This window comes from Qipengyuania polymorpha (assembly GCF_019711435.1).
Taxonomy (GTDB): Bacteria; Pseudomonadota; Alphaproteobacteria; order Sphingomonadales; family Sphingomonadaceae; genus Qipengyuania; species Qipengyuania polymorpha.
This window is the reverse complement of sequence record NZ_JAIGNK010000004.1, coordinates 128,711-149,725: the sequence shown is the minus strand read 5'-3', so window position 1 is coordinate 149,725 and position 21,015 is coordinate 128,711. Positions and strand designations below refer to the sequence as shown.

27 protein-coding genes are annotated in these 21,015 nt (G+C 64.1%); 8 read left to right on the top strand and 19 right to left on the bottom strand.

The genetic code is table 11. The features are described from left to right. Positions 1-3 precede the first annotated feature (3 nt). Together K3152_RS12905 and hemF are read right to left on the bottom strand one after the other, a co-directional pair. Positions 4-867, bottom strand: coding sequence for a Rieske (2Fe-2S) protein (locus tag K3152_RS12905; RefSeq protein WP_221574548.1), 864 nt, complete (start codon positions 865-867; stop codon positions 4-6). Next, positions 858-1,715, bottom strand: a complete 858-nt coding sequence (hemF, locus tag K3152_RS12900) for an oxygen-dependent coproporphyrinogen oxidase (RefSeq protein ID WP_221574547.1) — start codon at positions 1,713-1,715, stop codon at positions 858-860. Before hemF ends, K3152_RS12905 begins: the two co-directional genes overlap by 10 nt. A gap of 45 nt (positions 1,716-1,760) precedes the next feature. On the opposite strand from hemF, the gene pdeM reads away from it, so the two are divergent. The 3 genes from pdeM (at position 1,761) to K3152_RS12885 (ending at position 4,479) form a co-directional block, all read left to right on the top strand. After that, complete coding sequence (gene pdeM, locus K3152_RS12895) at positions 1,761-2,465, top strand: ligase-associated DNA damage response endonuclease PdeM (RefSeq protein ID WP_221574546.1); 705 nt, start codon at positions 1,761-1,763, stop codon at positions 2,463-2,465. Positions 2,466-2,600: 135 nt separating this feature from the next. Next, positions 2,601-3,119, top strand: a complete 519-nt coding sequence (infC, locus tag K3152_RS12890; protein WP_083800395.1) for a translation initiation factor IF-3 — start codon at positions 2,601-2,603, stop codon at positions 3,117-3,119. 190 nt (positions 3,120-3,309) lie between these two features. Continuing rightward, complete coding sequence (locus tag K3152_RS12885; protein WP_221574545.1) at positions 3,310-4,479, top strand: DUF547 domain-containing protein; 1,170 nt, start codon at positions 3,310-3,312, stop codon at positions 4,477-4,479. Positions 4,480-4,498: 19 nt separating this feature from the next. Here K3152_RS12885 and K3152_RS12880 read toward each other — a convergent pair whose 3' ends face one another. Next, positions 4,499-6,427 carry a S9 family peptidase gene (locus K3152_RS12880; RefSeq protein ID WP_221574544.1) on the bottom strand — a complete coding sequence of 643 codons (1,929 nt, stop codon included), beginning with the start codon at positions 6,425-6,427 and terminating at the stop codon, positions 4,499-4,501. Positions 6,428-6,555: 128 nt separating this feature from the next. On the opposite strand from K3152_RS12880, the gene K3152_RS12875 reads away from it, so the two are divergent. The 3 genes from K3152_RS12875 (at position 6,556) to K3152_RS12865 (ending at position 10,366) form a co-directional block, all read left to right on the top strand. Then, complete coding sequence (locus tag K3152_RS12875; RefSeq protein WP_221574543.1) at positions 6,556-8,007, top strand: SLC13 family permease; 1,452 nt, start codon at positions 6,556-6,558, stop codon at positions 8,005-8,007. A 161-nt stretch (positions 8,008-8,168) separates the two neighbouring features. Continuing rightward, entirely contained in the window at positions 8,169-9,482 is a 1,314-nt protein-coding gene (locus K3152_RS12870; RefSeq protein ID WP_221574542.1) for a cystathionine gamma-synthase family protein, read from the top strand. A gap of 32 nt (positions 9,483-9,514) precedes the next feature. Next, positions 9,515-10,366: an ATP-grasp domain-containing protein gene (locus tag K3152_RS12865; RefSeq protein ID WP_247713430.1), complete on the top strand. Its 852-nt coding sequence runs from the start codon at positions 9,515-9,517 to the stop codon at positions 10,364-10,366. Here the strand turns inward: K3152_RS12865 and K3152_RS12860 are convergent, their stop codons facing one another. Further along, on the bottom strand, positions 10,367-10,642 hold the full coding sequence (locus K3152_RS12860; protein ID WP_247713429.1) for a PilZ domain-containing protein: 276 nt from the start codon (positions 10,640-10,642) through the stop codon (positions 10,367-10,369). 98 nt (positions 10,643-10,740) lie between these two features. Then, positions 10,741-11,274 carry a J domain-containing protein gene (locus K3152_RS12855; protein WP_221574540.1) on the bottom strand — a complete coding sequence of 178 codons (534 nt, stop codon included), beginning with the start codon at positions 11,272-11,274 and terminating at the stop codon, positions 10,741-10,743. Positions 11,275-11,421: 147 nt separating this feature from the next. On the opposite strand from K3152_RS12855, the gene K3152_RS12850 reads away from it, so the two are divergent. After that, positions 11,422-11,574 (top strand): hypothetical protein, encoded by a 153-nt coding sequence (locus K3152_RS12850; RefSeq protein ID WP_221574539.1) that lies wholly within the window; start codon positions 11,422-11,424, stop codon positions 11,572-11,574. Positions 11,575-11,644: 70 nt separating this feature from the next. Here K3152_RS12850 and pal read toward each other — a convergent pair whose 3' ends face one another. From pal to hisB, 14 genes are all read right to left on the bottom strand, one after another. Further along, complete coding sequence (gene pal, locus K3152_RS12845) at positions 11,645-12,157, bottom strand: peptidoglycan-associated lipoprotein Pal (RefSeq protein WP_221574538.1); 513 nt, start codon at positions 12,155-12,157, stop codon at positions 11,645-11,647. A gap of 82 nt (positions 12,158-12,239) precedes the next feature. Then, positions 12,240-13,622 (bottom strand): Tol-Pal system beta propeller repeat protein TolB, encoded by a 1,383-nt coding sequence (tolB, locus tag K3152_RS12840; protein WP_221574537.1) that lies wholly within the window; start codon positions 13,620-13,622, stop codon positions 12,240-12,242. Continuing rightward, positions 13,619-14,413: an energy transducer TonB gene (locus K3152_RS12835; protein ID WP_221574536.1), complete on the bottom strand. Its 795-nt coding sequence runs from the start codon at positions 14,411-14,413 to the stop codon at positions 13,619-13,621. The genes tolB and K3152_RS12835 overlap by 4 nt, the downstream gene beginning before the upstream one ends. A gap of 13 nt (positions 14,414-14,426) precedes the next feature. Next, positions 14,427-14,906, bottom strand: a complete 480-nt coding sequence (locus K3152_RS12830; RefSeq protein ID WP_221574535.1) for an ExbD/TolR family protein — start codon at positions 14,904-14,906, stop codon at positions 14,427-14,429. A 1-nt stretch (position 14,907) separates the two neighbouring features. Next, on the bottom strand, positions 14,908-15,597 hold the full coding sequence (gene tolQ, locus K3152_RS12825; protein WP_221574534.1) for a protein TolQ: 690 nt from the start codon (positions 15,595-15,597) through the stop codon (positions 14,908-14,910). Further along, a complete protein-coding gene (locus tag K3152_RS12820; RefSeq protein ID WP_221574533.1) occupies positions 15,597-16,052 on the bottom strand; it encodes a YbgC/FadM family acyl-CoA thioesterase in 456 nt (151 codons plus the stop codon). Before K3152_RS12820 ends, tolQ begins: the two co-directional genes overlap by 1 nt. Before the next feature lie 70 nt (positions 16,053-16,122). Next, on the bottom strand, positions 16,123-16,503 hold the full coding sequence (locus K3152_RS12815) for a histidine triad nucleotide-binding protein (protein WP_221574532.1): 381 nt from the start codon (positions 16,501-16,503) through the stop codon (positions 16,123-16,125). Between the two features lie 2 nt (positions 16,504-16,505). Then, on the bottom strand, positions 16,506-16,820 hold the full coding sequence (locus K3152_RS12810; protein WP_221574531.1) for a phosphoribosyl-ATP diphosphatase: 315 nt from the start codon (positions 16,818-16,820) through the stop codon (positions 16,506-16,508). A gap of 20 nt (positions 16,821-16,840) precedes the next feature. Continuing rightward, entirely contained in the window at positions 16,841-17,614 is a 774-nt protein-coding gene (hisF, locus tag K3152_RS12805) for an imidazole glycerol phosphate synthase subunit HisF (protein WP_221574530.1), read from the bottom strand. After that, a complete protein-coding gene (locus K3152_RS12800) occupies positions 17,614-18,027 on the bottom strand; it encodes a hypothetical protein (RefSeq protein WP_221574529.1) in 414 nt (137 codons plus the stop codon). The genes hisF and K3152_RS12800 overlap by 1 nt, the downstream gene beginning before the upstream one ends. 58 nt (positions 18,028-18,085) lie before the next feature. Beyond that, positions 18,086-18,313, bottom strand: a complete 228-nt coding sequence (locus tag K3152_RS12795) for a hypothetical protein (protein ID WP_221574528.1) — start codon at positions 18,311-18,313, stop codon at positions 18,086-18,088. Then, positions 18,310-19,038: a 1-(5-phosphoribosyl)-5-[(5-phosphoribosylamino)methylideneamino]imidazole-4-carboxamide isomerase gene (gene hisA, locus K3152_RS12790; protein ID WP_221574527.1), complete on the bottom strand. Its 729-nt coding sequence runs from the start codon at positions 19,036-19,038 to the stop codon at positions 18,310-18,312. The genes K3152_RS12795 and hisA overlap by 4 nt, the downstream gene beginning before the upstream one ends. Then, positions 19,035-19,661: an imidazole glycerol phosphate synthase subunit HisH gene (gene hisH, locus K3152_RS12785; protein WP_221574526.1), complete on the bottom strand. Its 627-nt coding sequence runs from the start codon at positions 19,659-19,661 to the stop codon at positions 19,035-19,037. Before hisH ends, hisA begins: the two co-directional genes overlap by 4 nt. Positions 19,662-19,777: 116 nt before the next feature. Beyond that, positions 19,778-20,371 (bottom strand): imidazoleglycerol-phosphate dehydratase HisB, encoded by a 594-nt coding sequence (gene hisB / locus K3152_RS12780; protein WP_221574525.1) that lies wholly within the window; start codon positions 20,369-20,371, stop codon positions 19,778-19,780. Between the two features lie 115 nt (positions 20,372-20,486). Here hisB and K3152_RS12775 point away from each other — a divergent pair, with 115 nt between their 5' ends. Next, positions 20,487-20,987 (top strand): SspB family protein, encoded by a 501-nt coding sequence (locus K3152_RS12775; RefSeq protein ID WP_221574524.1) that lies wholly within the window; start codon positions 20,487-20,489, stop codon positions 20,985-20,987. Positions 20,988-21,015: the final 28 nt, after the last annotated feature.

The window sequence follows — 21,015 nt, the reverse complement described above, 5'->3', positions numbered from 1 at the left end:
GCGCTACAGTTCGTCTTCGAGGACGAGCCGACCGGCTTCGTCCTCGAACACCCTTGCCAGTTTGAGCGCTGCGCAGCGCGCTTGCGTCTCCGCGCCATCTGCAAGCGAGAAACTGTAGCCGTGCCAGGGACAGGTCACGCGGCCATCCTTCCCTTCGGCCGCCGCAAGCGGGCCAAGCATGTGCGGGCATTCCGCCGGGTGCGCCAGCCAGCGGCCGTCATGTCGGCGCAAGACGATTTCCCGCTCCTCGGCGGTGACGAGGTTTCCCGAGGCAGAATCGAAATCGACCGCCCGCCCCAGGACCGTCCCAGCCGCCAGCCTCGCGCCGCGTGTTTCCCTGCGCCTGTCGACCGCTTCCTGCCGCCCGCTCATCAGCGCTTCGTCCTCGTCATAGAGCGCTGAGTATTGATGCGTCAGCGCGGCGAGCAGCATTTGCTCCTGGGCTTCGCTTTCCGGTGGCTGCGGCAGGTAGAAATTGACCGAGACGACGATGCCATCATCGCCGTTTTCGCTTGCCTGCGTGTGGATCTCCACGCCCTGCCCGAATCCTTCGACCACGGTCGTGGCCCAATAATGGCGTGGCTTGTCGACCAGCAGCTCCACCGCCTGCGTGCCGCCATTGTTCGGCAACGCGACCTTGCAACGCCAGCCCCAGCCGCCCTGCTCGACCAGGGCGATATCGGAGAAAGAGGCAGGGTGGACAAACGGGAGATGCTCCCAATCGTAGGCGTTCTCCATCATCCGCTGCAGGCTGTTGGGCAGTTCGCGGCGGTACTCGCCTAGGTAGTGCAGCTTCTCGCGCCGGTCGTAATCGACCTCGCGCGAACGGCCTTCGAAAGCCGAGCGGTCTGCTGCGGTCAGCTCCACGTCGCCTCGGGCGGCAGGCTCATCAGGATGGCGTCGATATTGCCGCCGGTCTTGAGGCCGAACAAGGTGCCGCGGTCGTAGACGAGGTTGAATTCGGCATAGCGCCCGCGCCATTCGAGTTGCTGCTGCTTGTCTTCCGGCGTGAACTCGCGCTCCATCCGGCGGCGGACCAGCTTGGGGAAGATATCGAGGAAAGCCTCGCCCACGTCCTTGGTGAAGGCGAGGTTGCGCTCGAAAGCGGCCTCGTCCTCGCATTCGAGGTGGTCGTAGAAAATCCCGCCCACCCCGCGGTGCACGCCGCGGTGGGGGATGTAGAAATAGTCGTCCGCCCATTTCTTGAAGCGGTCGTAATAGGTCGGGTTGTGCGCAGCGCAGGCAGCGCGGAAGCGGGCGTGGAAATCTGCCGTGTCTTCCTCGTAGGGGAGTGGCGGGTTCAAATCCGCTCCGCCCCCGAACCATGCGGCCTGTGTGGTCAGGAAGCGCGTGTTCATATGGACCGCAGGCACATGCGGGTTGGCCATATGCGCAACGAGGCTGATGCCGGTGGCGGTAAAGCCGGGGTTCTCGGGCGAAGCGCCGTTGATGGAGGCCGCAAATTCGGGCGCGAAATTGCCGCGCACGGTCGACACATTGACGCCGACCTTCTCGAACACCTTGCCCTTCATCAGCCCGCGCGTGCCGCCGCCCGGGTCTTCGTTGCCCTCTTCCTCGCGCTCCCAGCTGTCGTACTGGAAGGCAGCATCGCTGCCCGCCTCGTGCTCGATGCTCTCGAACTCGGCGCAGATGCGGTCCCTCAGGGTTTCGAACCAGGTGCGGGCGGTGTCGGTTTGGGCTATCCAGTCGGTCATGCATAGGCCCTTGCCATTGCAGCGCGCAGGCGGCAATAGCAGCGCATGGTTCCCCTTTCGTTCGCAGACCAGGAGTTCGTCCTGACAGAGGGCCGCGCGCTCTACTGGCCGCGCGAGAATGCGCTGCTGGTCGCCGACCTGCATCTGGAGAAAGGGAGCTTCTTTGCAGGTCACGGGCAGATGATCCCGCCCTACGACAGCCGCGAGACGCTGGAGCGCGTGGCGCTCGCCATCCGCGAAACCGGCGCGCGGCGGGTCATCACGCTGGGCGACAACTTCCACGATTCGGATGGCTCGACCCGGCTGGAGCCGCACGCCTGCGGCATGCTGGAGGCGCTGACCAAGGCGGTCGACTGGGTCTGGATCACCGGCAACCACGATCCCGACATGGAAGCGCGCTGCGGCGGCACGCCGGTCGAGGAAATCGAGCTCAATGGCACCATCCTGCGCCACCGCGCCAAGCAGGGCGAGACGCGGCCCGAGCTGTCCGGTCACTACCACCCGCGCCTGCAGGTAAAGGTCCGCCAGCGCATGATCCGCCGGCCCTGCGCCGTGGTAAGCGCCAACGAAGGCGCGGACGGCAAGCCCTCGGGCCGCATGATTTTGCCCGCTTTCGGAGCCTACACCGGCGGAATGAACGCGGCCGACCCGGCCATCCTCAAGGCGCTGCAACCGGCCGACCGCATAGACGCGGTCGTACCTGCAAAGGGCCAGTTGGCGCGCTTCAATCTCTGGTCCAAAGCTGCGTAAGGGCCACGCGCGCGCGAAAAACCGCGCGCATTAACCCCTTGCCCCTTCCGAATCTGCGGAACAGCGCCTACATGGGCGCGTTCTTAAGAGGCACCAAAAGGAGATAGCCCCATAGCCCGTCCACCCCGGCGCAGCATGCAAATGCCCGTGAAAAGCGGCCCGCGCTACGATAACATGATCAATGTCCCCAAGGTCCGCGTGATCGATCACGAAGGCGAAAACCTGGGGGTGATGTACACCCGCGAAGCGACCGAGCAGGCCAACGAACTGGGTCTCAACCTCGTCGAAGTGTCCCCCAATGCGGACCCGCCGGTGTGCAAGTTCCTCGATGTCGGCAAATATCGCTACGAGGCGCAGAAGAAGGCGAACCTCGCGCGCAAGACGCAGAAGACCCAGGACATCAAAGAGGTCAAGATGCGCCCGAACATCGACGATCACGATTACGACGTGAAAATGCGTAACGTGAACAAGTTCATCGAGAACGGCGACAAGGTGAAGTGCACGCTGCGCTTCCGTGGCCGCGAAATGGCGCACCAGCAGCTGGGCATGGACCTGCTCAACCGCGTGCGCGACGATGTCGAAGAGATCGCCAAGGTCGAAAGCTTCCCGCGCCTCGAAGGCCGCCAGATGGTGATGGTGCTCGCACCGAAGTAATCTCTTCGAGCCAAGATGAAATGAAAACGGGGCAGCGCCATGGCGCGGGCCCCGTTTTTCTTGTCTGGAGCCCGCAGAGGCATCGACGAACTACTGCCCGTGGTCGGCGGGACACATGGAATGTTCAGCAGCGCGGCTGTATAGGGACGCCACCATTAGCAAGCAGTCTATCGCAGAGGCTCCCACGAAGATGATGCGCCCCCTTCCCCTCCTCGCCATCGCGTCGGCCATCGCCGTGCCGCAGGCCGCGTCCGCGCAAACCGCTGACGACGCGATTGTGCAGCCGGAAAGCGGACCGCTGGCGCAGTTCACACCGCGCCCCTCGGGCGAGCCTGCCAGCATGGACTACAGCTTCTTCGACACGGCGCTGGAATTCATGGTCCTGCGCATGGGCCAGTCGACGCGCGAAGGACTGCCCCGGCCCGAGCCGATGGTGGGTACACGGCAGGTCTACGGTCACGATTCCCGCTATCGCCTCGAAGGCAACCGCATCCTCTATTCCTTCCTCGACAAGGAAGCCATCGAGCCGCTGACCGACTATCTCCACGAGCTGGAGCGTATCGGCACCGAGATCGACATCGCCGCCCTGCCCCGCGACGAACAGCTCGCCTACTGGCTCAACCTGCACAATGTCGCGGTAATCGAGGCGATTGCCCGCAATTACCCGATGAAATCGCCCTCGCGCATGTTGCTGGAGGGCGAGATCGTCTCGCTCGACACACTCAAGCTGGTGACGGTGGCCGGGGTCGAACTGAGCCCGCACGACATCCGCAACCGCATCGTGTTCCCCAACTGGCAGGAGCCCGAAGTCCTCTATGGCTTCACGCGCGGCGAGGTGGGCGGGCCTTCCATTCAACGCCGCGCCTTCACCTCTGCCAATCTCGACGAATTGCTGGCCATTTCGGCGCGCGAATTCGTGAACTCGCTGCGCGGGGTCGAATCCTATGGCAAGGAACTGCAGGTTTCGAAGATCTATGCCGAAGCCGCGAGGTTCTATTTCCCGGCCATGGACGACGATTTGCGCGCTCATCTCACCAAGCACGCCGACGATGACGTGAAGGCGCTCATCGCGAAGAAACCCGAGCTCGTCGTCAACCAGTACGAAGACCGCGTGGCCGACCTTGCCGGGGGCGAGCGCGAGCCGGTCTATTCGCAAATCGAAAGCAACGGCCAGCCGGTCGGTGCAGGGGTGACCCCGTCGATTGCGCGCCTGCTCAACGAGCGGATGCAGAAGATGGACAAGCTGCGCCGCCGCGGCGAATTGCGTGGTCGCGTGATCGTGCTCACGCCGCCCAGCGCCGAAGAACAGCCTGCTGCGGAAGGCTCAACCGAGGAAAGTGAGGAAGGCGAAGGCAACTAAGACCCCGCCCCTCTCCAATCTACCGTCCGATGTGCTCGTCGAGGAAGGCGAGGTAGGCCTCCGAGGCGGTGATGCGGTTTTCCTTGCGGCGGAAGCCGTGCCCTTCATCGGGGAAGAGGACGTATTCGACCGGTACGCCATTGGCGCGCACCGCTTCGACCAGTTCATCGCTCTCGACCTGCAGCACGCGCGGGTCGTTGGCACCCTGCACCACCAGCAGGGGCTTCACGATATTGCCCGCGTGAAACAGCGGCGAAATGGCGCGGTGACGCTCCGCATCGGTGGCCGGATCGCCCATTTCGTCATAAAGCGCGTCGCGGAAGCTGCCCCACCACGGCGGAATGGATTCCAGCGTGCGCACCCAGTTGGTGACGCCGAAGATATTGATGCCCGCATCGAAAACTTGCGGATGGAAGGCCAGCGCAGCAGCGGTCATGTAGCCGCCATAGGAGCCGCCCATCACCGCGATGCGGTCGTCGGCCACCCAGTCGAGGCCTTGCAGGAAGCCCTTCGATGCGACCACGTCCTTCAAATCGACATCGCCGTGGCGCTTGTCGTCCATGTGGAAGAAGGTTTTGCCGTAACCCGAGGATCCGCGATTGTTGATGGCGTAGATGGCATAGCCATTGTTCACCAGGTGCTGGATCATCGGGCTGTAACCGCGCCGGCTCTGGCCGCCGGGACCGCCGTGGACCAGGACCACCATCGGTGCCGGATTGGCCGCGCTCGCGCCCTTGGGCTTGTAGAGGATGCCGGGGATCTCGACCCCGTCGTAGCTCTTGAAACGCGCCACGGTGGCAGTGACGAGGTCGCCCTCGTCGATCGCCGGGTTTAGCGCGCTGGTCAGCCGCGTGGCGTTCCCGCTCTTGAGGTCGGCGAGATAGATATCGGTCGGAGACGTGTCCGACGACAGGGTGAAGGCGATCCGCTTCTCTTCCTCGTCGAAACGGATGCTCCCGAGATTACCCGCTGGAAGTCCCTTGAGCTTCATTTCCTTGTCGGTCAGCGTGTCGAGGATGGTGACCGCGGTCAGCGCGTCTTCGTTGACCCCGCTGATGCGATAGCGGCCGCTGGGCGAATAGCTGACGTAGGAGACGTCCCAGTCTTCCTCCAGCATGACGCGTTTCTTGCCGGTGGCGAGATTGTAGCGCCAGGCCTCGCTGAATTCGCCATGTTCGTCGGTACCGTAGACCAGCGCATCGCTCTCGCGGGTGAAGGTGTAGACGCCGTGGCTCACATTGCCCTCGTGCGCGCTGATGAGTTTGGGCGTCGCATCACCCTGCAGGTCGGCGAGGTAGATGTCGCTATCGGCGCTGGAATTGGCCTTGGTGAGCGCCACCCAGCGCCCGTCGGGCGAGACATCGGCGATGCTGAAGCCGCCTTCATTGGTGAAAATGCGGCTGCGCGCAAAGCTGAGCGTGTCATAGGCGTAAAGGTCGAAGGCGGAACTGTCGCGCTCGTTGGTGGTGGCGAAGAAGACCGTGCCTTCGGCGTTCCATCCGGCGAAGCTCGCCTTCAAGTCCTCGCCCGGGGTCAGATCGACCATCGAGCCGTCCAGCGTGCGAACATACAGATGGTTCAACTCGTTGCCGCCCTCGTCGGCGGTGAACAGCAGGCGGTTGTCGTTCGGGAAGAAGCTGCTGCCGAAGGTCGCATTGTCGGTGGAAGTGGTCAGCGGGATTGCCTCACCGCCGCCGACCGGCATCATGTAGGCGTTGAAAACCCCGCTCTGGTCCGAATTGACGAGAATGTATTCGCCATCGGCGGAGAACGTGTAGCCGCTGGATGAGCCGACGCCATAGGAGGTCGATTCAAAGAACTGCGCGGCAGTATAGGTAGCCATATCCGGCGCGGCTGCGACCGGTGTGCTTTCGATGCCCTGCGAACAGGCCGACAAGGTCATCGCCGCCAGCGAAACGGCGGCGACAAACGTGAATTTCCTGAGCATTCTCATCCTCCCCAATGAGTCGTTTGCGCGGACCCTAAGGGGGTGACGCCAAGGCGGCAAGCGAGGCGATTGTCCTGCCGCCAAAGCGCTGTTAGCAGTTGGCGCCGGAGAGGGAGTTTACAGATCTCGTGACCGCCAAGACTATCGGCCTCGTCCTGGGCGCACTGGCGCTCGCCCTCACCATCGTGCTGCCCGCACCCGAAGGCATGAGCCGCGAGGCGTTCATCGTAGCCGGCCTCGTGGTGCTGATGGCGGCATGGTGGATGACCGAGGCCCTGCCGCTCACCGCCACCGCGCTGATGCCCTTTCTCGTCCTGCCCTTTGCCGGGGTGATGACGGCGAAGGAAACGGCGGGCGCCTATTATTCGCCCATCCTGTTCCTCATCCTCGGCGGAGCCTTCATCGCGCTCGCCATCGAGCGGACAGGGCTGCACCGGCGACTGGCGCTGGCGCTGCTGAAGCTCGTGGGCGGGCGCGGACAGGCGGGCGTGCTGCTCGCCTTCATGGCGACGGCAGCGATATTGTCGATGCTGATATCGAACACCTCGACCGCACTCATCATGATGCCGATGGCGCTGGCTGTGATCGCAGGAGGTGAGAGCCAATCGGCCTCAAGTAGCGGAAGCGAAGCTGGCGCGAAGCGCCTACCGGTAGGCCACCAAGACGGATTGGCGGGCGCACTGCCTATCGGGATTGCCTTTGCCGCCAGCATCGGCGGGCTGGGCACGCTCGTCGGCTCGCCGACCAATGCGATTGCGGTCGGACTGCTCGACCAGATGACCGGCGTACGCATTACCTTCGCCGAGTGGGCGATGTACGGCCTTCCGGTGGTCGTGCTCGGCGTGCCGCTGGCTGCCCTCCTGGTGGCATGGGTCCAGCAGGTGCGCAGCCATCCCTTCGACATTGCCGCCGCGCGCACGGCCATCGACACGCACAGTGCCTGGACCAGCGCGGAAAAGCGGCTCGTGCCGGTCGTCGCCGTCACCTTCGTGCTGTGGATGAGCCAGATGCTCATCGCCCCTTATCTGCCCGCAGGCTCGCTGACCGACGGGACGATCGCGATTGCCATGGGGCTCACCCTGTTCCTCCTGCCCGACGGCACCGGCCGCCCGCTGCTGACATGGGACGAGGCCAATCGCGCGCCATGGGGCGTCATCATGATGTTCGGCGGCGGCCTTGCGCTGGCTGTCGGAATGGGCGCGAGCGGGCTTGCCGACTGGCTGGGCCAAGCGCTGCTGCCGCTCGAAAACTGGCCGCTCGTCTTCGTCGCCATCGCGGTGGTGGCCATGGTGGTGCTCACCACGGAGTTCGCCAGCAATGTAGCGACGGCCAGCGGCATCATCCCGGTGGTCGCCGCGTTGGTCATTGCGCTTGGTGTCGATCCCGTCCTGCTCGCCATGCCCGCTGCGCTGGCGGCAAGCTGGGGCTTCATGCTGCCCGCCGGGACCGGCCCCAACGCCATCGCCTGGGCCACGGGCCGCATCCGCATCGAGCGCATGGTCAAAGCCGGCCTGCTGCTCGACATCGCGGGCATTTTCATGATCGTCTTCGTGGTCTGGGGAAGGGCCTCGCTCACCTGAGCGGCGGGAGTTGATTCCATACCCGCTCCGCAATAATGGCAAGCGCATAAGAGCGGCCGGCGGAGAGGCGTTCCTGCGGAGGTTAGGAACGGGTGCCCCGGACACGCATCACCGGCTCCCGCCTTCCTGGGAGCGGATATGCAGGAAGGATGCTCGCACCCATGAGCGACAACACCATCGACCCCACCAGCCCCCGCATGGCGCCCAAGCGCAAGATCCCCGAAATCAACGGCCAGCCATTGAAGCCCAGCACGCTGATGATGGGCCACGGCTTCGACCCGACACTTTCGGAAGGCAGCCTCAAGGCTCCCATCTTCCTCACCTCGACCTTTGCCTTCCCCAGCGCCGCCGACGGCAAGCGCCACTTCGAAGGCATCACCGGCAAGCGTCCGGGCGGCGCCGACGGCCTCGTCTATTCGCGCTTCAACGCGCCCAACCAGGAAATCCTCGAAGACCGCCTCGCGGTGTGGGACGGCGCGGAAGAAGCGCTTTCCTTCTCCAGCGGCATGACCGCGATTGCCGTGCTGCTGCTGGCGGCCTGCAAGGCGGGCGATGTCATCGTCCACTCGGGCCCGCTCTATGCAGCCAGCGAAGGCTTCATCGCCAAGACCATGGCGAAATACGGCGTCAGCTTCATCGACTTCCCTGCCGGCGCGACGCGCGAGCAACTCGATGAGGTGATGGTGAAGGCCAAGGCGCTAGCCGAGGAAAAGGGCGGCGAAGTGCCGATGATTTACCTCGAAAGCCCGGGCAACCCGACCAACGCGCTGGTCGACATCGAGGCGGTGAAGGAAGCACGCGACGCGCATTTCGACCCCGACAAATGCTCGATCGCGATCGACAACACATTCCTCGGCCCGCTGTGGCAGCGCCCGCTCGACCATGGCGCGGACCTCGTGGTCTATTCGCTGACCAAATATGTCGGCGGCCATTCCGACCTCGTCGCGGGCAGCGTCTCGGGCAAGAAGCGTTTCATCGACGCCATCCGCATGCTGCGCAACACGATGGGCGGCATTTGCGACCCCAATACCGCATGGATGCTGTGCCGCAGCCTCGAGACGGTCGAACTGCGCATGCAGCGCGCGGGCGAGAACGCCGAGAAGGTCTGCGACTTCCTCTCGAAGCATCCCAAGGTCGAAGGCCTCGGCTATCTCGGCATGATCAAGGACGAGCGCCAGCAGGACATCTATAACCGCCACTGCCTCGGTGCCGGTTCCACCTTCTCGCTGCTGCTGAAGGGCGGTGAGGCGGAATGCTTCCGCTTCCTCGACAGCCTCAAGATTGCCAAGCTCGCCGTCAGCCTCGGCGGGACCGAGACGCTGGCGAGCCACCCCGCCTCGATGACCCATCTCTCGGTCGCCGAAGGCCGCCGCGCGGAGCTGGGCATCTCGGACAATCTCGTGCGCATTTCCATCGGCATCGAGGACCCTGACGACCTCATCGCCGACTTCGAACAGGCGCTGGAGGCGGTCTGACCCGCATCGGCTTCCTTGCCTGTGCAGACACCTTGCCGGGGCACGGCCCCCGGCGGGGTGATGCATTCGAGCACGATCTGGAAGTCGCGGCGCTGCGTCCGGCATTCGCCGCAGAGGGGCTGGAACTGGTCGAGATAGACTGGCGCGCTCCGCTTCGCGAATTCGAGGGCCTGGCCCTGGTCCTGCTGGGAACGGCCTGGGATTATCAGGACCATCCGACAGAATTTCTCGTCCGGCTCGAAGCGCTGGCGGGGATGGGCATCGCCGTGTGCAATCCGCCCAGGGTGGTGCGCTGGAACACCGAGAAAACCTACCTGCGCGAACTCGAAGAGCGCGGTGCGAATATCGTTCCGACCGTATGGCTGGAGGACGCCGGACGCGACGATGTCCTCGCCGCGATGGAGATGTTCGGGACCGGCCGGGTCGTGGTGAAGCGACAGGTCGGCGCAGGCGGGCTCGGCCAGCACAGCTTCACGCGCGAAGACCTGCCCGACAGCAACTGGCACATGGGCCGCGCATGCATGGTCCAGCCATTCCTCCCCAGCGTCGTCGACGAAGGCGAATACACTTTCGTCTTCATCGATGGCGCGTTCAGCCATGGCGTGCTGAAACGCGCTGCCGAGGGTGAATACCGTATCCAGTCGCTCTATGGCGGACGCGAAGAAGATTATGTGCCGGAGCCGGCCGACCTCGCGCACGCGCAGGCGGTCGTAGCCGCCCTGCCCTTCACCGACCTGCTCTATTGCCGCGTGGACATGGCGCGGCTGCCGTCGGGGGAGCTGGCCGTCATGGAGGCAGAGGCTATCGAGCCTTACCTCTATCCCGAGCAGGGGCCCGGCTTGGGAATGCGGGTCGCAACCGCGATAAAGCGGCGGCTGGCCTGATCAGAGTTCGAGCGCTGCCCGAACAACCGCGCTCAGCTTGTGCATGAATTTGACGCCGGCTTCGCTGCCGCGGACCCAGACAATCTGCCCGGCAAGCTCGTTGCGATGGTCGATTTCGAAGAAGATCGTCGAGCCCTTGCTGACATAGCCATCGAACAGCTCGATGCGGCAACCGGTCTCGGAAATATCGCACATCAGGGCCTGCGCACGCTGGACCGGCGTGCGGCACTGAAGCACGATATTGCTTCCCTGTCGGTTTGTTGTCCGTGTCTGCATGATTAGCCCTTATACGCGGGCCAGTATTTACGCCGAAAGCGCCAACAAAGGGTTAATGTCGTTTTCATACATGTGGGACAGGCAGGGTCGGAACCCGTTCAGCCCTTCCACTCGCGCCTTTCCTCGGCGGACTTCAGAACTTCATAGGCGAGCTGGTATTTCTGGAACGCGTCCGCGGCTTCCTTGTCCCCCGGCTTCACATCCGGATGGACCGCTTTTGCCTTTACGCGCCACGCTTTCTTCACCGCCGCGAAATCGGCATCGCTCTCGAGTTCGAGCACTTCCAGCGCGCGCATTTCGTCGGCGCTGCGCGAGCCGTCGCCCGAGCCGCCCCAGCCATAGTGCTGCGCCTCGGCGTAGCCTGCGTTCTCGGCCTTCTCGGACTTGGCGCGCGCTTCTTTCTCGGCCTTGTCGAGGCCTTCGAAATAGTCCCACTTGGAATTGTATTCGGCCGCATGGCGCTGGCAAAAGTACCAGCGTTCGGGGCTGTTGGGCGATTTGGGCGCGGGGCAATCACCCTTTTCCTCGCAGCCATGGCGATCGCACAGGCGCACGGTCGCGGCCTCGCGGCTCTCGTCATAGCCACGCCAGCGGGGAAAGCCCCAGTCGTTGGATCGCCGCGCCTTGGGCATCAGCGGGCCGGAAATGTCGTTGGTCGAGCGGGCATGGCGGTCAATCTAGGGATGCTGGCGAAGTTCGCAAGGACGTGGGAACCAGTTGCAATGTGAAATGTTGCATTGCAACGAGACGTTAAGAAACGACCGCCTAAGGGGCCGCATATGAGCAAACAGCTATCCCTCTCCGCCACCATCGCCGTGCTGAGCATGGCTTTCGTCGCGCTCGCCTCGACGCTGGCGAATACCGGTGCTGCATCCGATGCGCATTCCTCGGCTGCAGCAGCTCCGCTCATCGGGTTCGAAGCCTCGCGCTGAGCGCTTCGCCCCCGCCAGAAACAAAAAAGCCCCGGCGTGAACCGGGGCTTTTTGTTTGTCGGTGCACCAATCAGTTGATGGTGACAGTCGCCGCGCGGCGGTTCTGCGCCCATGCGCTTTCATTTGAGCCCAAGGCCACCGGACGTTCCTTGCCGTAGCTCACGGTGCGGATACGACTGGCAGGAATGCCGAGGCTGACGAGGTAGTTCTTCGCCGAATTGGCCCTGCGCTCACCCAGTGCGAGGTTGTATTCGCGCGTCCCGCGTTCGTCGGCATGGCCTTCGATGGTGAAGGTGACGTTCGAATACTGGCTGAAATACTGCGCCTGCCGCTGCAACTTGGCGCTGTCTTCGGCATCGATGTTGTAGCGGTCGGTGTCGAAATAGACGACCGTGTTGGCCTGGCCGACAGCGGCAAGGAAGTGTTCCATCGAACCGACGGCTGGGCCCGCAGGCGTAGGCGTCGGCGTGGCGACAGGCATTTCCTCCGGCATCGGCGGAAGTTCTTCGGGTGCCTTCTTCTGGCAAGCCGCCAGCGCGAGTGCGGAAGAAAGCATCACGGCAGTGGCAATACGGGTATTCATAGTGCTGTCCCCTTTTAAACAGCGGTGGAACTCATTCTTGGCCCCCATCGGATCAACCGTCCCCACGGTAAAACCAATGCACTTACGGTAAAATCGGTCCCCATGCGGGGTCCGACGCATCGACCGGCGTCGGCAGGCTGCGCTCGTTCTCGCCGGTAAGGTCCACCTGCCAGAGCGAAGTCTTGCCGCTGTTACGCTCGGTGCGGAAGAACTGGATGATGCGGCCGTTGGGCGCCCAGGTCGGGGCCTCGTCCTGCCAGCCGCGCGTCAGCGTGCGGACATTGCCGCCCGAGGGCGACATGACCGAGACATTGAAGCTGCTGGCGTTGGTGAAGGCAATCTGGTCGCCGCGCGGGCTCCATTCGGGCGTCGCACAGCGCGAACCGCCGAAGCTGATGCGGCGCTGGTTGCCGCCGTCGGCATCCATGACATAGCACTGCTGCGCGCCCGAACGGTCGCTTTCGAACACGATCTTGCTGCCGTCGGGCGAATAGGACCCGCCGATGTCGATGCCAGGCGTGTCGGTCAGGCGCTCGCTGCGTCCGCCCTGCGCCGAGACGCGGTAGATGTCGGTATTGCCGCCCACGGCCATCGAATAGAGGATCCAGCGCCCGTCGGGGCTCCAGCGCGGGGCGAAGGTCGGGTTCTCGCTCTGCGTCACCAGCGTCTGCTTGCCGGTGCCGATGTCGTAGACATAAATGCGCGGATTGCCGTCGACATAGCTGAGATACGTCAGCTTCTTGTAGTCGGGCGAATAGCGCGGCGTGAGCGCGGTCGAGCGACCGGTTGTGATGAAGCGATGGTTCGCCCCGTCGCTATCCATGATGGCGAGGCGCTTGACGCGGTTATCCTTCGGCCCCGTCTCGGCAATATAGGCGATGCGGCTGTCGAAGAACGGGCTCTCGCCGGTGAGGCGCGAATAGATGAGGTCGGCGCATTTGTGCGCGGCGCGGCGCCAGTCGGCAGGCGACACCACCCAGCCCTCGGCCACGAGGCGGCTCTTCAATTCCATGTCGTAGAGGTAGCAACCCACCGTCAGCCTATCGTCGCTGCGCGCGCGGACATAGCCGTGGACGAGCATTTCCGCACCGCGTACGCCCCATGTCGACCATACGGGCGACTGGATGTCGGCAGCGCTCGGACGCGGAAGCGAGTCCGGCCCCGTCGGCTTGAACAGGCCATTGTTGCGCAGGTCCGAAGTGATGACGCGCGCCAGTTCGAGGCCGAGTGCTTCAGTCCCGTTCGCATTGGCAGGGGTTGCGACATTGCGGTCGGTCGCGAAGGCGGGGATGGCGATGCCGAGGTCGTCGAGATTGCCCTCAAAGCTGACCGAGCCGGAGAGGCCCTCTTCTTCCTCGATGGTCTCGACGTCCTGGCCTTCCGCCATCGGCTCGCCGAGGTCCTGGTTCTGCGCCGCCAGCGGAGCCGCTGCAAAGGCGATTGCGGTGATGATCAGTTTCTTCATTGCGAAAGCTTCCAGTCGAAATCTACCGTGACCACCTTCCACGCCTCGTAATATTCGGGCGGAAGGTCAAAGGGGGCTGCGAGTTGGACGGCGCGAATGGCGTTCTCGCCATGCCGTCCGGCTTGGGCGCGGTTGGCGTCGGTAACGCCGCGCTGACCGCGAAGGACAGGCGAGCCATTGAGGCTGCCGTCCGGATTCAATCGGAACCGCACCTGCGAGACCAGCAGCTCGCGGTCCGCGCCATCGACGGGCCGCCAATGCGGGCGCAGCTGCCGTCCGACCGCCTGGAACAGCGAGGCCTTGGCCTGCGAACCAATTTGCGAAGCGGGTGTGCGCGTTTCACTTGTACGGGTGCTGTCGCCCGAACCGGCGAGGAAATCCTGTCCGATGCGCGAGCCGCCGCCCGTTTCGCTCGACTTGGGCTTCGCGGTTTCGCGGGGGGTTTCGCGGCGCGGCTTCGTTGTTGCGCCCGGTGCGGGGACCGGCGACTGCACGCGCTTGGTCGGCCTTTCGACCACCGGCTCGCTCGGCGCGTCGAGGATTTCCGGCGCAGGCGCGGGCGAATCCGACAGGGTCGGCGCAATCGCGGCACTGCTTTCCTCGACAGGATCGGGCGCGGTTGCTTCCAGCCCGACATCCTCGGCGAGGCTCACGGTCATGCGCTCGGTCTTCGGGATGATCGGTGCGGGCAGCATGGCCTGCACCAACAGCAGGGCCAGCACGGCAAGGTGCAGGACGACGGCGACGATAAGCCCCGTTTTCTCCTCTGCCCTGATGCCGGTTCTCTCCATCCTGGCGGTCCGACTATTCTTCCGAAGGTGAACCATTGTTGACCGGCGGGGCCGATTGCCCGCCATTGGTCACCAGCGAAATACGATTGAGACCGGCGCGGTTCAATTCGCCCATCACCGCCATCACGCGGCCATAGTCGAGGCTGCGGTCGGCACGCAGCGTGATATCGGGCCCTTCGCCGGTGCGCGGCAAGGCTTCGAGCGCGGCGGGAAGACCGCCCACGGGCACCTGGTTGTCGTCGATATAAACATAGCCTTCGCCGTCGATGCTCATCGATATCTGCTGCTGTTCCTGCGGCAGCGCATTGGCGCGGCTGTCGGGCAGCTGGATGGGCACGCCGGCGGTCAGCATGGGCGCGGTGACCATGAAGATGATGAGCAGTACCAGCATCACGTCGACAAAGGGCGTGACGTTGATTTCCGACATGGGCCGCCGCCCGCCGCGCCCCCTGCGTCGGCGCGTGCCATTGCCCGATCCGAGCGCCATCGCCATGTCAGCGCTGCTCCAGCTGGCGGCTGAAGCTGGCGTGCAGCTTGTCGGAGAAACGGTGCAGTCGGCTCTCGAACCGTTCGACCGAGTGGCTGAAGCGGTTGTAGGCAATCACTGCCGGGATGGCGGCGAAGAGGCCGATGGCGGTGGCGAAAAGCGCTTCGGAAATACCCGGCGCGACCACCGCGAGCGAAGAGCTTTCCTGCACGCCAATCTGGAAGAAGCTGTTCATGATGCCCCAAACGGTGCCGAACAGGCCGACGAAAGGCGCGACCGATCCGACCGTGGCGAGGAAGTTCAGGCGCTCGGCAATGTCGTCTGCTTCCTGCGCAATCTGGCTGTCCATGGCCGTCGCAATGCGGCCTCTCAGCGCCTCGCGGTCGCGGATCTCGCCCTTGGTCGAGCGCCGCCATTCGGCAACGCCCGCTTGTGCCACGCGGGCAGAGGGAATGTCGCGCCCGCCGCGTTCGGACATGAAGCTGTCGAAATTGTCGGCCTGCCAGAACTCGCCCTCATAGCGGGTCTGCACATCCTTCAGCTTGCGCATGCGGAGGCTGAAGGAAACGATGATGGCCCATACCCAGACACTGGCGAGGAGAAGGCCTGCCATCACTGCCTGTACGACGATATCGGCATCGAGGAACAGCTGGATGGGGTCGAGCCGCGTGGCGGCGAGAAGCGGAAGAGTGGTCATCAATCCTCGGTCTGGTCGACGAAGCGCGCGAAGGCCGCACGCCATTCTTCGGGCTGGCGGATGGGCCGGCCATTGGGTGAAACGAAACCGACGCGCAAATGTGCCTCGGCAAGGAGTTCTTCGCCGCGAAACGCCTTCTGGTGCATCCGGCAGGACGCGGCCTTCAGTTCGGTGCAGCGCGTGTGGATGGTGATGTCGTCATCTAGCTTAGCGGGGCGCAAATACTTGAGGTTAATCTCGGAAACGGCATAGGCGCCGCCGCCTTCCTCGATCGCTGCGCGCTGGTCGATGTCGAGCCGGCGAAGCAGGTCGCTGCGCGCACGCTCGAACCAGCGCAGGTAATTCGCGTGATAGACGATACCGGACAGGTCGGTGTCTTCGTAATAGGCGCGCACGGCATAGAGATGCGTGTCGCCGTTGATGACACCGTCGGGGGGATTGGGCCTCTCGTCCATAGGAGGCCGCGTCTAGCGTAGCGGGGAGTCCGGGCGCAACGTCAAACGACGAAGCGACTCTGGCGCGCGACTAACGGCGCGCAATCATCGGGCCCAGAGGCTCTCCGCCGAAGATATGGACGTGAAGGTGCGGCACTTCCTGACCGCCGTGCGCGCCGACATTGGCCATCATGCGGTAACCCGGCTCGACGAGGCCCTTGTCGCGCGCAACCTTGCCGACGGCACGAACGAAACCGGCGATTTCCTCTGCCGAAGCCTTCGCGCTGAAATCGTCCCAGCTGACATAGCGCCCCTTGGGGATGACCAGCGTGTGGACCTCGGCCTGCGGGTTGATGTCCTCGAAAGCGAAGGCCCATTCGTCCTCGTAAACCTTCGACGAGGGAATTTCGCCGCGCAGGATTTTGGCGAAGATGTTCTCGTCATCATAGGGCTTGGTCGGGTCGATGGGCATGACTATTCGCTCCTGCTCGCTTTTTCCTCGAGGCCCGAGACGCCTTCGCGCCGGTCCAGTTCGGCCATGACCTGCTCCAGCGAAACACCCTGTTTCTGCAGCAGGACGATGAGGTGCATCAAGAGGTCCGCGCTCTCGGACACCAGTTCCTCGCGCGTGCCGGACATGGCGGCGATGACGGTCTCGACCGCTTCCTCGCCGACCTTCTGCGCAATCTTCGCAAGGCCCTTGGAATTGAGCTTGGCCACGTAGCTTTCCTCCGGCGAAGCGGTGAGGCGCTGGGCGATGGTAGCCTCGAGGCGGGTCAGCGTATCCATGGGTTCGAGTCCTAGGGCGTTCAGCCGCGCGCAGGCAAGCCCGCCGCACGAAGCGCGCGGTGCGCCTCGCCGATGGAGTGCTGGCCGAAGTGGAAGATGGAGGCGGCGAGCACGGCGCTGGCATGGCCCTGCGTCACCCCTTCGACGAGATGGTCGAGCGTACCCACGCCGCCGCTGGCGATGACGGGCACCGAAACGCTGTCGGCAATCGCACGGGTCAGTTCGAGGTCGTAGCCCTGCTTCGTCCCGTCGCCGTCCATCGAGGTGACGAGAAGTTCGCCCGCGCCGAGTTCGGCCAGCTTTTGCGCATGCTCGACCGCGTCGATGCCGGTCGGCTTGCGGCCACCGTGGGTGTAGATTTCCCAGCCGCGAAAGCCCTCGCCCTCGGTCCGCGCGCGCGCATCGACGCTGGCCACGACACACTGGCTGCCGAACTTCTCGGCAATCTCGCGCACCAGCTCGGGCCGCGAAACAGCAGCGGAATTGACTGCAACCTTGTCCGCGCCTGCCAAGAGCAGCGCACGCGCATCCTCGACACTGCGCACCCCGCCCCCGACGGTCAGCGGCATGAAGCACACCGCCGCCGTGCGCCGCACCATGTCGAGCAGCGTCCCGCGCCCTTCGTGGCTGGCGGAGATGTCGAGAAAGCACAGCTCGTCCGCCCCGGCGCGGTCATAGGCTTGCGCCTGCTCGACCGGGTCGCCGGCATCCTTGAGGTCGACGAAATTGACCCCCTTCACCACACGCCCGTCGCGCACGTCGAGGCAGGGAATGACGCGGATACGAACGGTCATCAGTCTGGCTCCACCGTTCCGGTGAGTACTTGTCCGCCAAACTCGAGGCGGACTTCCTCGCCGATGTCGAATTGCGGCTTGCCGTCGTCGACCATACCCTTCGCGGAGAAGGCAATCTTGCCGTGCGCAGCCTCGAAGTCGCCGACATGCGCACCCTTGTAGAACAGGCTCACCGGCCCGCTGTATCGACCCGGAAGCTTGCGCAAATTGAGCGTAAAGCGCTCCTGCCCGTCGCTCCAGCGCGACTGGCTGAGCTTGCCGTGCCATTCTGCGGGCGTGCGGAACTTGCATTCGACATCATGTGTCTTGAGCACACCAGGTCCGGTGACGATGACACTCGAGGAGTTCTTGCCCTTCTTCAGAATCCAGAAGAGCACGAAGATAATGGCGAGGGCGACAATGGCTCCACTCATGCGCGCGCTCCTGCTCCGAGCGCGTCGGCAATGCTGTAGGAGGTTCGGTCAGGGGCGATCATGAAATCTGTCCGATAACGACGTATACGAAAAAACCGATGGCGAGCACCAAAAGCGTTGCTTCGAAAACGAGCGCGCCGAGCCATGCCCGGGGGTTCTCGCTGCGTGAGAACACATCTTCGCTCCGCCAGGCGTATCCGGTCGAAACGATGCGATAGACCGTCCTGCCCTGCCACAAGGTCATCGCCCCGAGGACGATGAGGTAGAAAATCGCGTAAAGGCTCACGCCCGCGCCGCCATCGCGAGAGCGGCGGCAAGGTCCAGCCGCCCGTCGTAAAGCGCGCGGCCCGTAATCACGCCTTCGATGCCGTCCTTCGCGTGGAGCGAGAGGACGTGGATGTCGTCCAGTCCCTTCACCCCGCCGCTGGCGATGACGGGGATGTCGACTTGCCGGGCAAGCTCCACCGTCGCGTCGAGGTTCACGCCCTTGAGCAAGCCGTCGCGTCCGATGTCGGTGAAGAGCAGCGCGGCGACGCCTGCATCCTCGAACCGGCGGGCGAGGTCGACCACGGGGACGTCGGAGACTTCCGCCCAGCCCTCGGTCGCGACCATGCCGTCCTTCGCGTCCACCGCGACGACAATGCCGTTCTCGAATTCGCGCGCCATTTCACGCACGAATTCCGGGTCCTTCAGAGCCGCCGAGCCCATCACGATGCGCGACACGCCTGCGTCGAACCAGCCCTCGACATCCTCGCGTTTGCGGATGCCGCCGCCCAGCTGGACATGGCCCGGGAAGGCCGCGACGATTTGCTCGACCGCCTCGCGGTTCTGCGCCGAGCCTGCGAAACTCCCGTCGAGGTCGACCACGTGGAGATGCCCTGCGCCTGCCTCGGCAAACAGCGTCGCCTGTGCGGCGGGGTTGTCGCCATAAACGGTGGCGCGGTCCATATCGCCCTCGGCTAGGCGCACCACCTGTCCGGCTTTCAAATCGATGGCGGGAAAGACAATCACGGTTTCCACTCCAGAAAGCGGCTTAACAAATTGAGGCCATAGCTCTGGCTCTTTTCGGGATGGAACTGCACGCCCAGAATATTGTCGCGGCCCACGGCAGCCACCAGCCCGCCGCCATGGTCGGTCATGGCGAGCACGTCCTTCCCGCTATTCGCGTGGAAGTGATAGGAATGGAGGAAGTAAGCCTCGCCCGGCTCGATGATATCGTGCCCCTTGGCATGCGGGGTGAGCGCGACATCGTTCCAGCCCATGTGCGGGACCTTCACCGAAATATCGGTCGGCTTGATGAGCCGCACCTCGCCGTCAATCCAGCCCAGCCCCGGCGTCTCGCCATATTCGAGCCCGCGAGTGGCGAGCAATTGCATGCCGACGCAAATACCGAGGAAAGGCGCGCCGCCCACGAAGACCCGCTCGCGCATGGCCTCGATGACGCCCTTTTCCGCGCGCAGGCCCGCCGCGCAGGCTCCGAAGCTGCCGACACCGGGCAGCACGATACGGTCGGCGGCGCGCAGCACATCGGGGTCGGCGGTGACGGTGACCTTCGCCCCCACCCGCTTCAGCGCGTTTTCGACCGAGTGCAGATTGCCCGCGCCGTAGTCTACGAGCGCGATTACCTCAGCCATTCCTTTTTTCCGCACGCCCCTCCGGGCGCGCGACCTCCTCGCTCATGCGATCGAAGATCGCGTCGCTGCGGGCGGCCGGTCGGCCTTGCGGCTGCGGAGCAGCCGTGATTGCGTTTTTATCCACCAAGCTGCCCCTTCGTGCTCGGAATGGCGCCGCCCTTTCGCGGGTCGATTTCGACTGCCGCGCGCAAGGCGCGCGCGAAGCCCTTGTAGATGGCCTCGCAAATGTGGTGGTTGTTGGTGCCGTAAAGCAGCTCGACATGCAGCGTCAGCCCGCAGGTCTGCGCGACCGAGTGGAACCAGTGTTCGATAAGCTCGGTGTCCCATTCGCCCAGCTTTTCCTGGCTGAATCCAGCGCGCCACACGAAATAGGGCCGGCCGGAAATATCGAGCGCGACGCGCGCCAGGGTCTCGTCCATCGGCGAATAGGCGCTGCCGTAGCGCGCGATACCCGCCTTGTCGCCGAGCGCCTGCGAGAGCGCCTGCCCCAGCGCGAGCGCGCTGTCCTCGGTCGTATGATGCTGGTCGACATGCAAATCGCCATCGACCTTCATCGTGATATCGATGAGGCCATGCTTGGCAACCTGCTCCACCATATGGTCGAGGAAACCGATGCCCGTGTGGACATCATATTTCCCTGTCCCGTCGAGATTGACCTCGACCAGGATTTTGGTTTCCGCGGTGTTTCTTTCGATACGGCCTGTACGCATGGGAGGCAGCCTATAGGGGTGCAGGCGCAGCGCGCAAGAAATTGCGGCTTTGGACAGGGTAAAGGGCACCTTAAACCGCTTGACCCGGCGCGCCCGCAGTTCCAATTATAAGGGCATGAGTGAAGCTACGCCTGACAGCCTTATCCCCTACGACACCATCGTGCAGGAAGCCCTGCGCGCCGTGGTCGGCCGGGTGCTGGGCGAAATCGAACAGGGCGGCAGCGAACTGCCCGGCGCGCATCACTTCTACATCACCTTCAAGACGCATGCGCCGGGGGTCTCCATCCCCGTCCACTTGCGCGAGCGCTTCCCCGACGAGATGACCATCGTGCTCCAGAACAAGTTCTGGGATTTGAACGTGCGCGAAGACGGGTTCTCGGTTGGCCTGTCGTTCAACCAGATACCCGCCGAACTCGACATTCCCTACGCCGCCATCACGCAATTCGTGGACCCGGCGGTCGATTTCGGGCTGCAGTTTCAGGCCACCGTCGCCGACATGGCCCCTGCCCCGACCGACGAGGCAGGCAATGACGAGGAACAGGGCGAGCCTGCGCCCGTTGAAGGAGCGGAAGACGGCTCCAACGTCGTCACGGTCGATTTCGGCCGCAAGAATTAAGCGCGGGGCCCACTGCCCCGCCACAGCA

Coding starts and splice junctions, on each gene's coding strand:
- hisH (WP_221574526.1), bottom strand. CDS start 19,661: ATGGCTGAGGTAATCGCGCTCGTAGACTACGGCGCGGGCAATCTGCAC.
- infC (WP_083800395.1), top strand. CDS start 2,601: ATGCAAATGCCCGTGAAAAGCGGCCCGCGCTACGATAACATGATCAAT.
- K3152_RS12820 (WP_221574533.1), bottom strand. CDS start 16,052: ATGGACGAGAGGCCCAATCCCCCCGACGGTGTCATCAACGGCGACACG.
- hemF (WP_221574547.1), bottom strand. CDS start 1,715: ATGACCGACTGGATAGCCCAAACCGACACCGCCCGCACCTGGTTCGAA.
- pdeM (WP_221574546.1), top strand. CDS start 1,761: ATGGTTCCCCTTTCGTTCGCAGACCAGGAGTTCGTCCTGACAGAGGGC.
- K3152_RS12855 (WP_221574540.1), bottom strand. CDS start 11,274: ATGCCCAAGGCGCGGCGATCCAACGACTGGGGCTTTCCCCGCTGGCGT.
- K3152_RS12810 (WP_221574531.1), bottom strand. CDS start 16,820: ATGGATACGCTGACCCGCCTCGAGGCTACCATCGCCCAGCGCCTCACC.
- K3152_RS12835 (WP_221574536.1), bottom strand. CDS start 14,413: ATGGAGAGAACCGGCATCAGGGCAGAGGAGAAAACGGGGCTTATCGTC.
- pal (WP_221574538.1), bottom strand. CDS start 12,157: ATGAATACCCGTATTGCCACTGCCGTGATGCTTTCTTCCGCACTCGCG.
- K3152_RS12800 (WP_221574529.1), bottom strand. CDS start 18,027: ATGAGTGGAGCCATTGTCGCCCTCGCCATTATCTTCGTGCTCTTCTGG.
- K3152_RS12885 (WP_221574545.1), top strand. CDS start 3,310: ATGATGCGCCCCCTTCCCCTCCTCGCCATCGCGTCGGCCATCGCCGTG.
- hisF (WP_221574530.1), bottom strand. CDS start 17,614: ATGACCGTTCGTATCCGCGTCATTCCCTGCCTCGACGTGCGCGACGGG.
- K3152_RS12830 (WP_221574535.1), bottom strand. CDS start 14,906: ATGGCGATGGCGCTCGGATCGGGCAATGGCACGCGCCGACGCAGGGGG.
- K3152_RS12815 (WP_221574532.1), bottom strand. CDS start 16,503: ATGCCCATCGACCCGACCAAGCCCTATGATGACGAGAACATCTTCGCC.
- K3152_RS12775 (WP_221574524.1), top strand. CDS start 20,487: ATGAGTGAAGCTACGCCTGACAGCCTTATCCCCTACGACACCATCGTG.
- K3152_RS12860 (WP_247713429.1), bottom strand. CDS start 10,642: ATGCAGACACGGACAACAAACCGACAGGGAAGCAATATCGTGCTTCAG.
- hisB (WP_221574525.1), bottom strand. CDS start 20,371: ATGCGTACAGGCCGTATCGAAAGAAACACCGCGGAAACCAAAATCCTG.
- K3152_RS12850 (WP_221574539.1), top strand. CDS start 11,422: ATGAGCAAACAGCTATCCCTCTCCGCCACCATCGCCGTGCTGAGCATG.
- K3152_RS12880 (WP_221574544.1), bottom strand. CDS start 6,427: ATGCTCAGGAAATTCACGTTTGTCGCCGCCGTTTCGCTGGCGGCGATG.
- tolB (WP_221574537.1), bottom strand. CDS start 13,622: ATGAAGAAACTGATCATCACCGCAATCGCCTTTGCAGCGGCTCCGCTG.
- tolQ (WP_221574534.1), bottom strand. CDS start 15,597: ATGACCACTCTTCCGCTTCTCGCCGCCACGCGGCTCGACCCCATCCAG.
- K3152_RS12870 (WP_221574542.1), top strand. CDS start 8,169: ATGAGCGACAACACCATCGACCCCACCAGCCCCCGCATGGCGCCCAAG.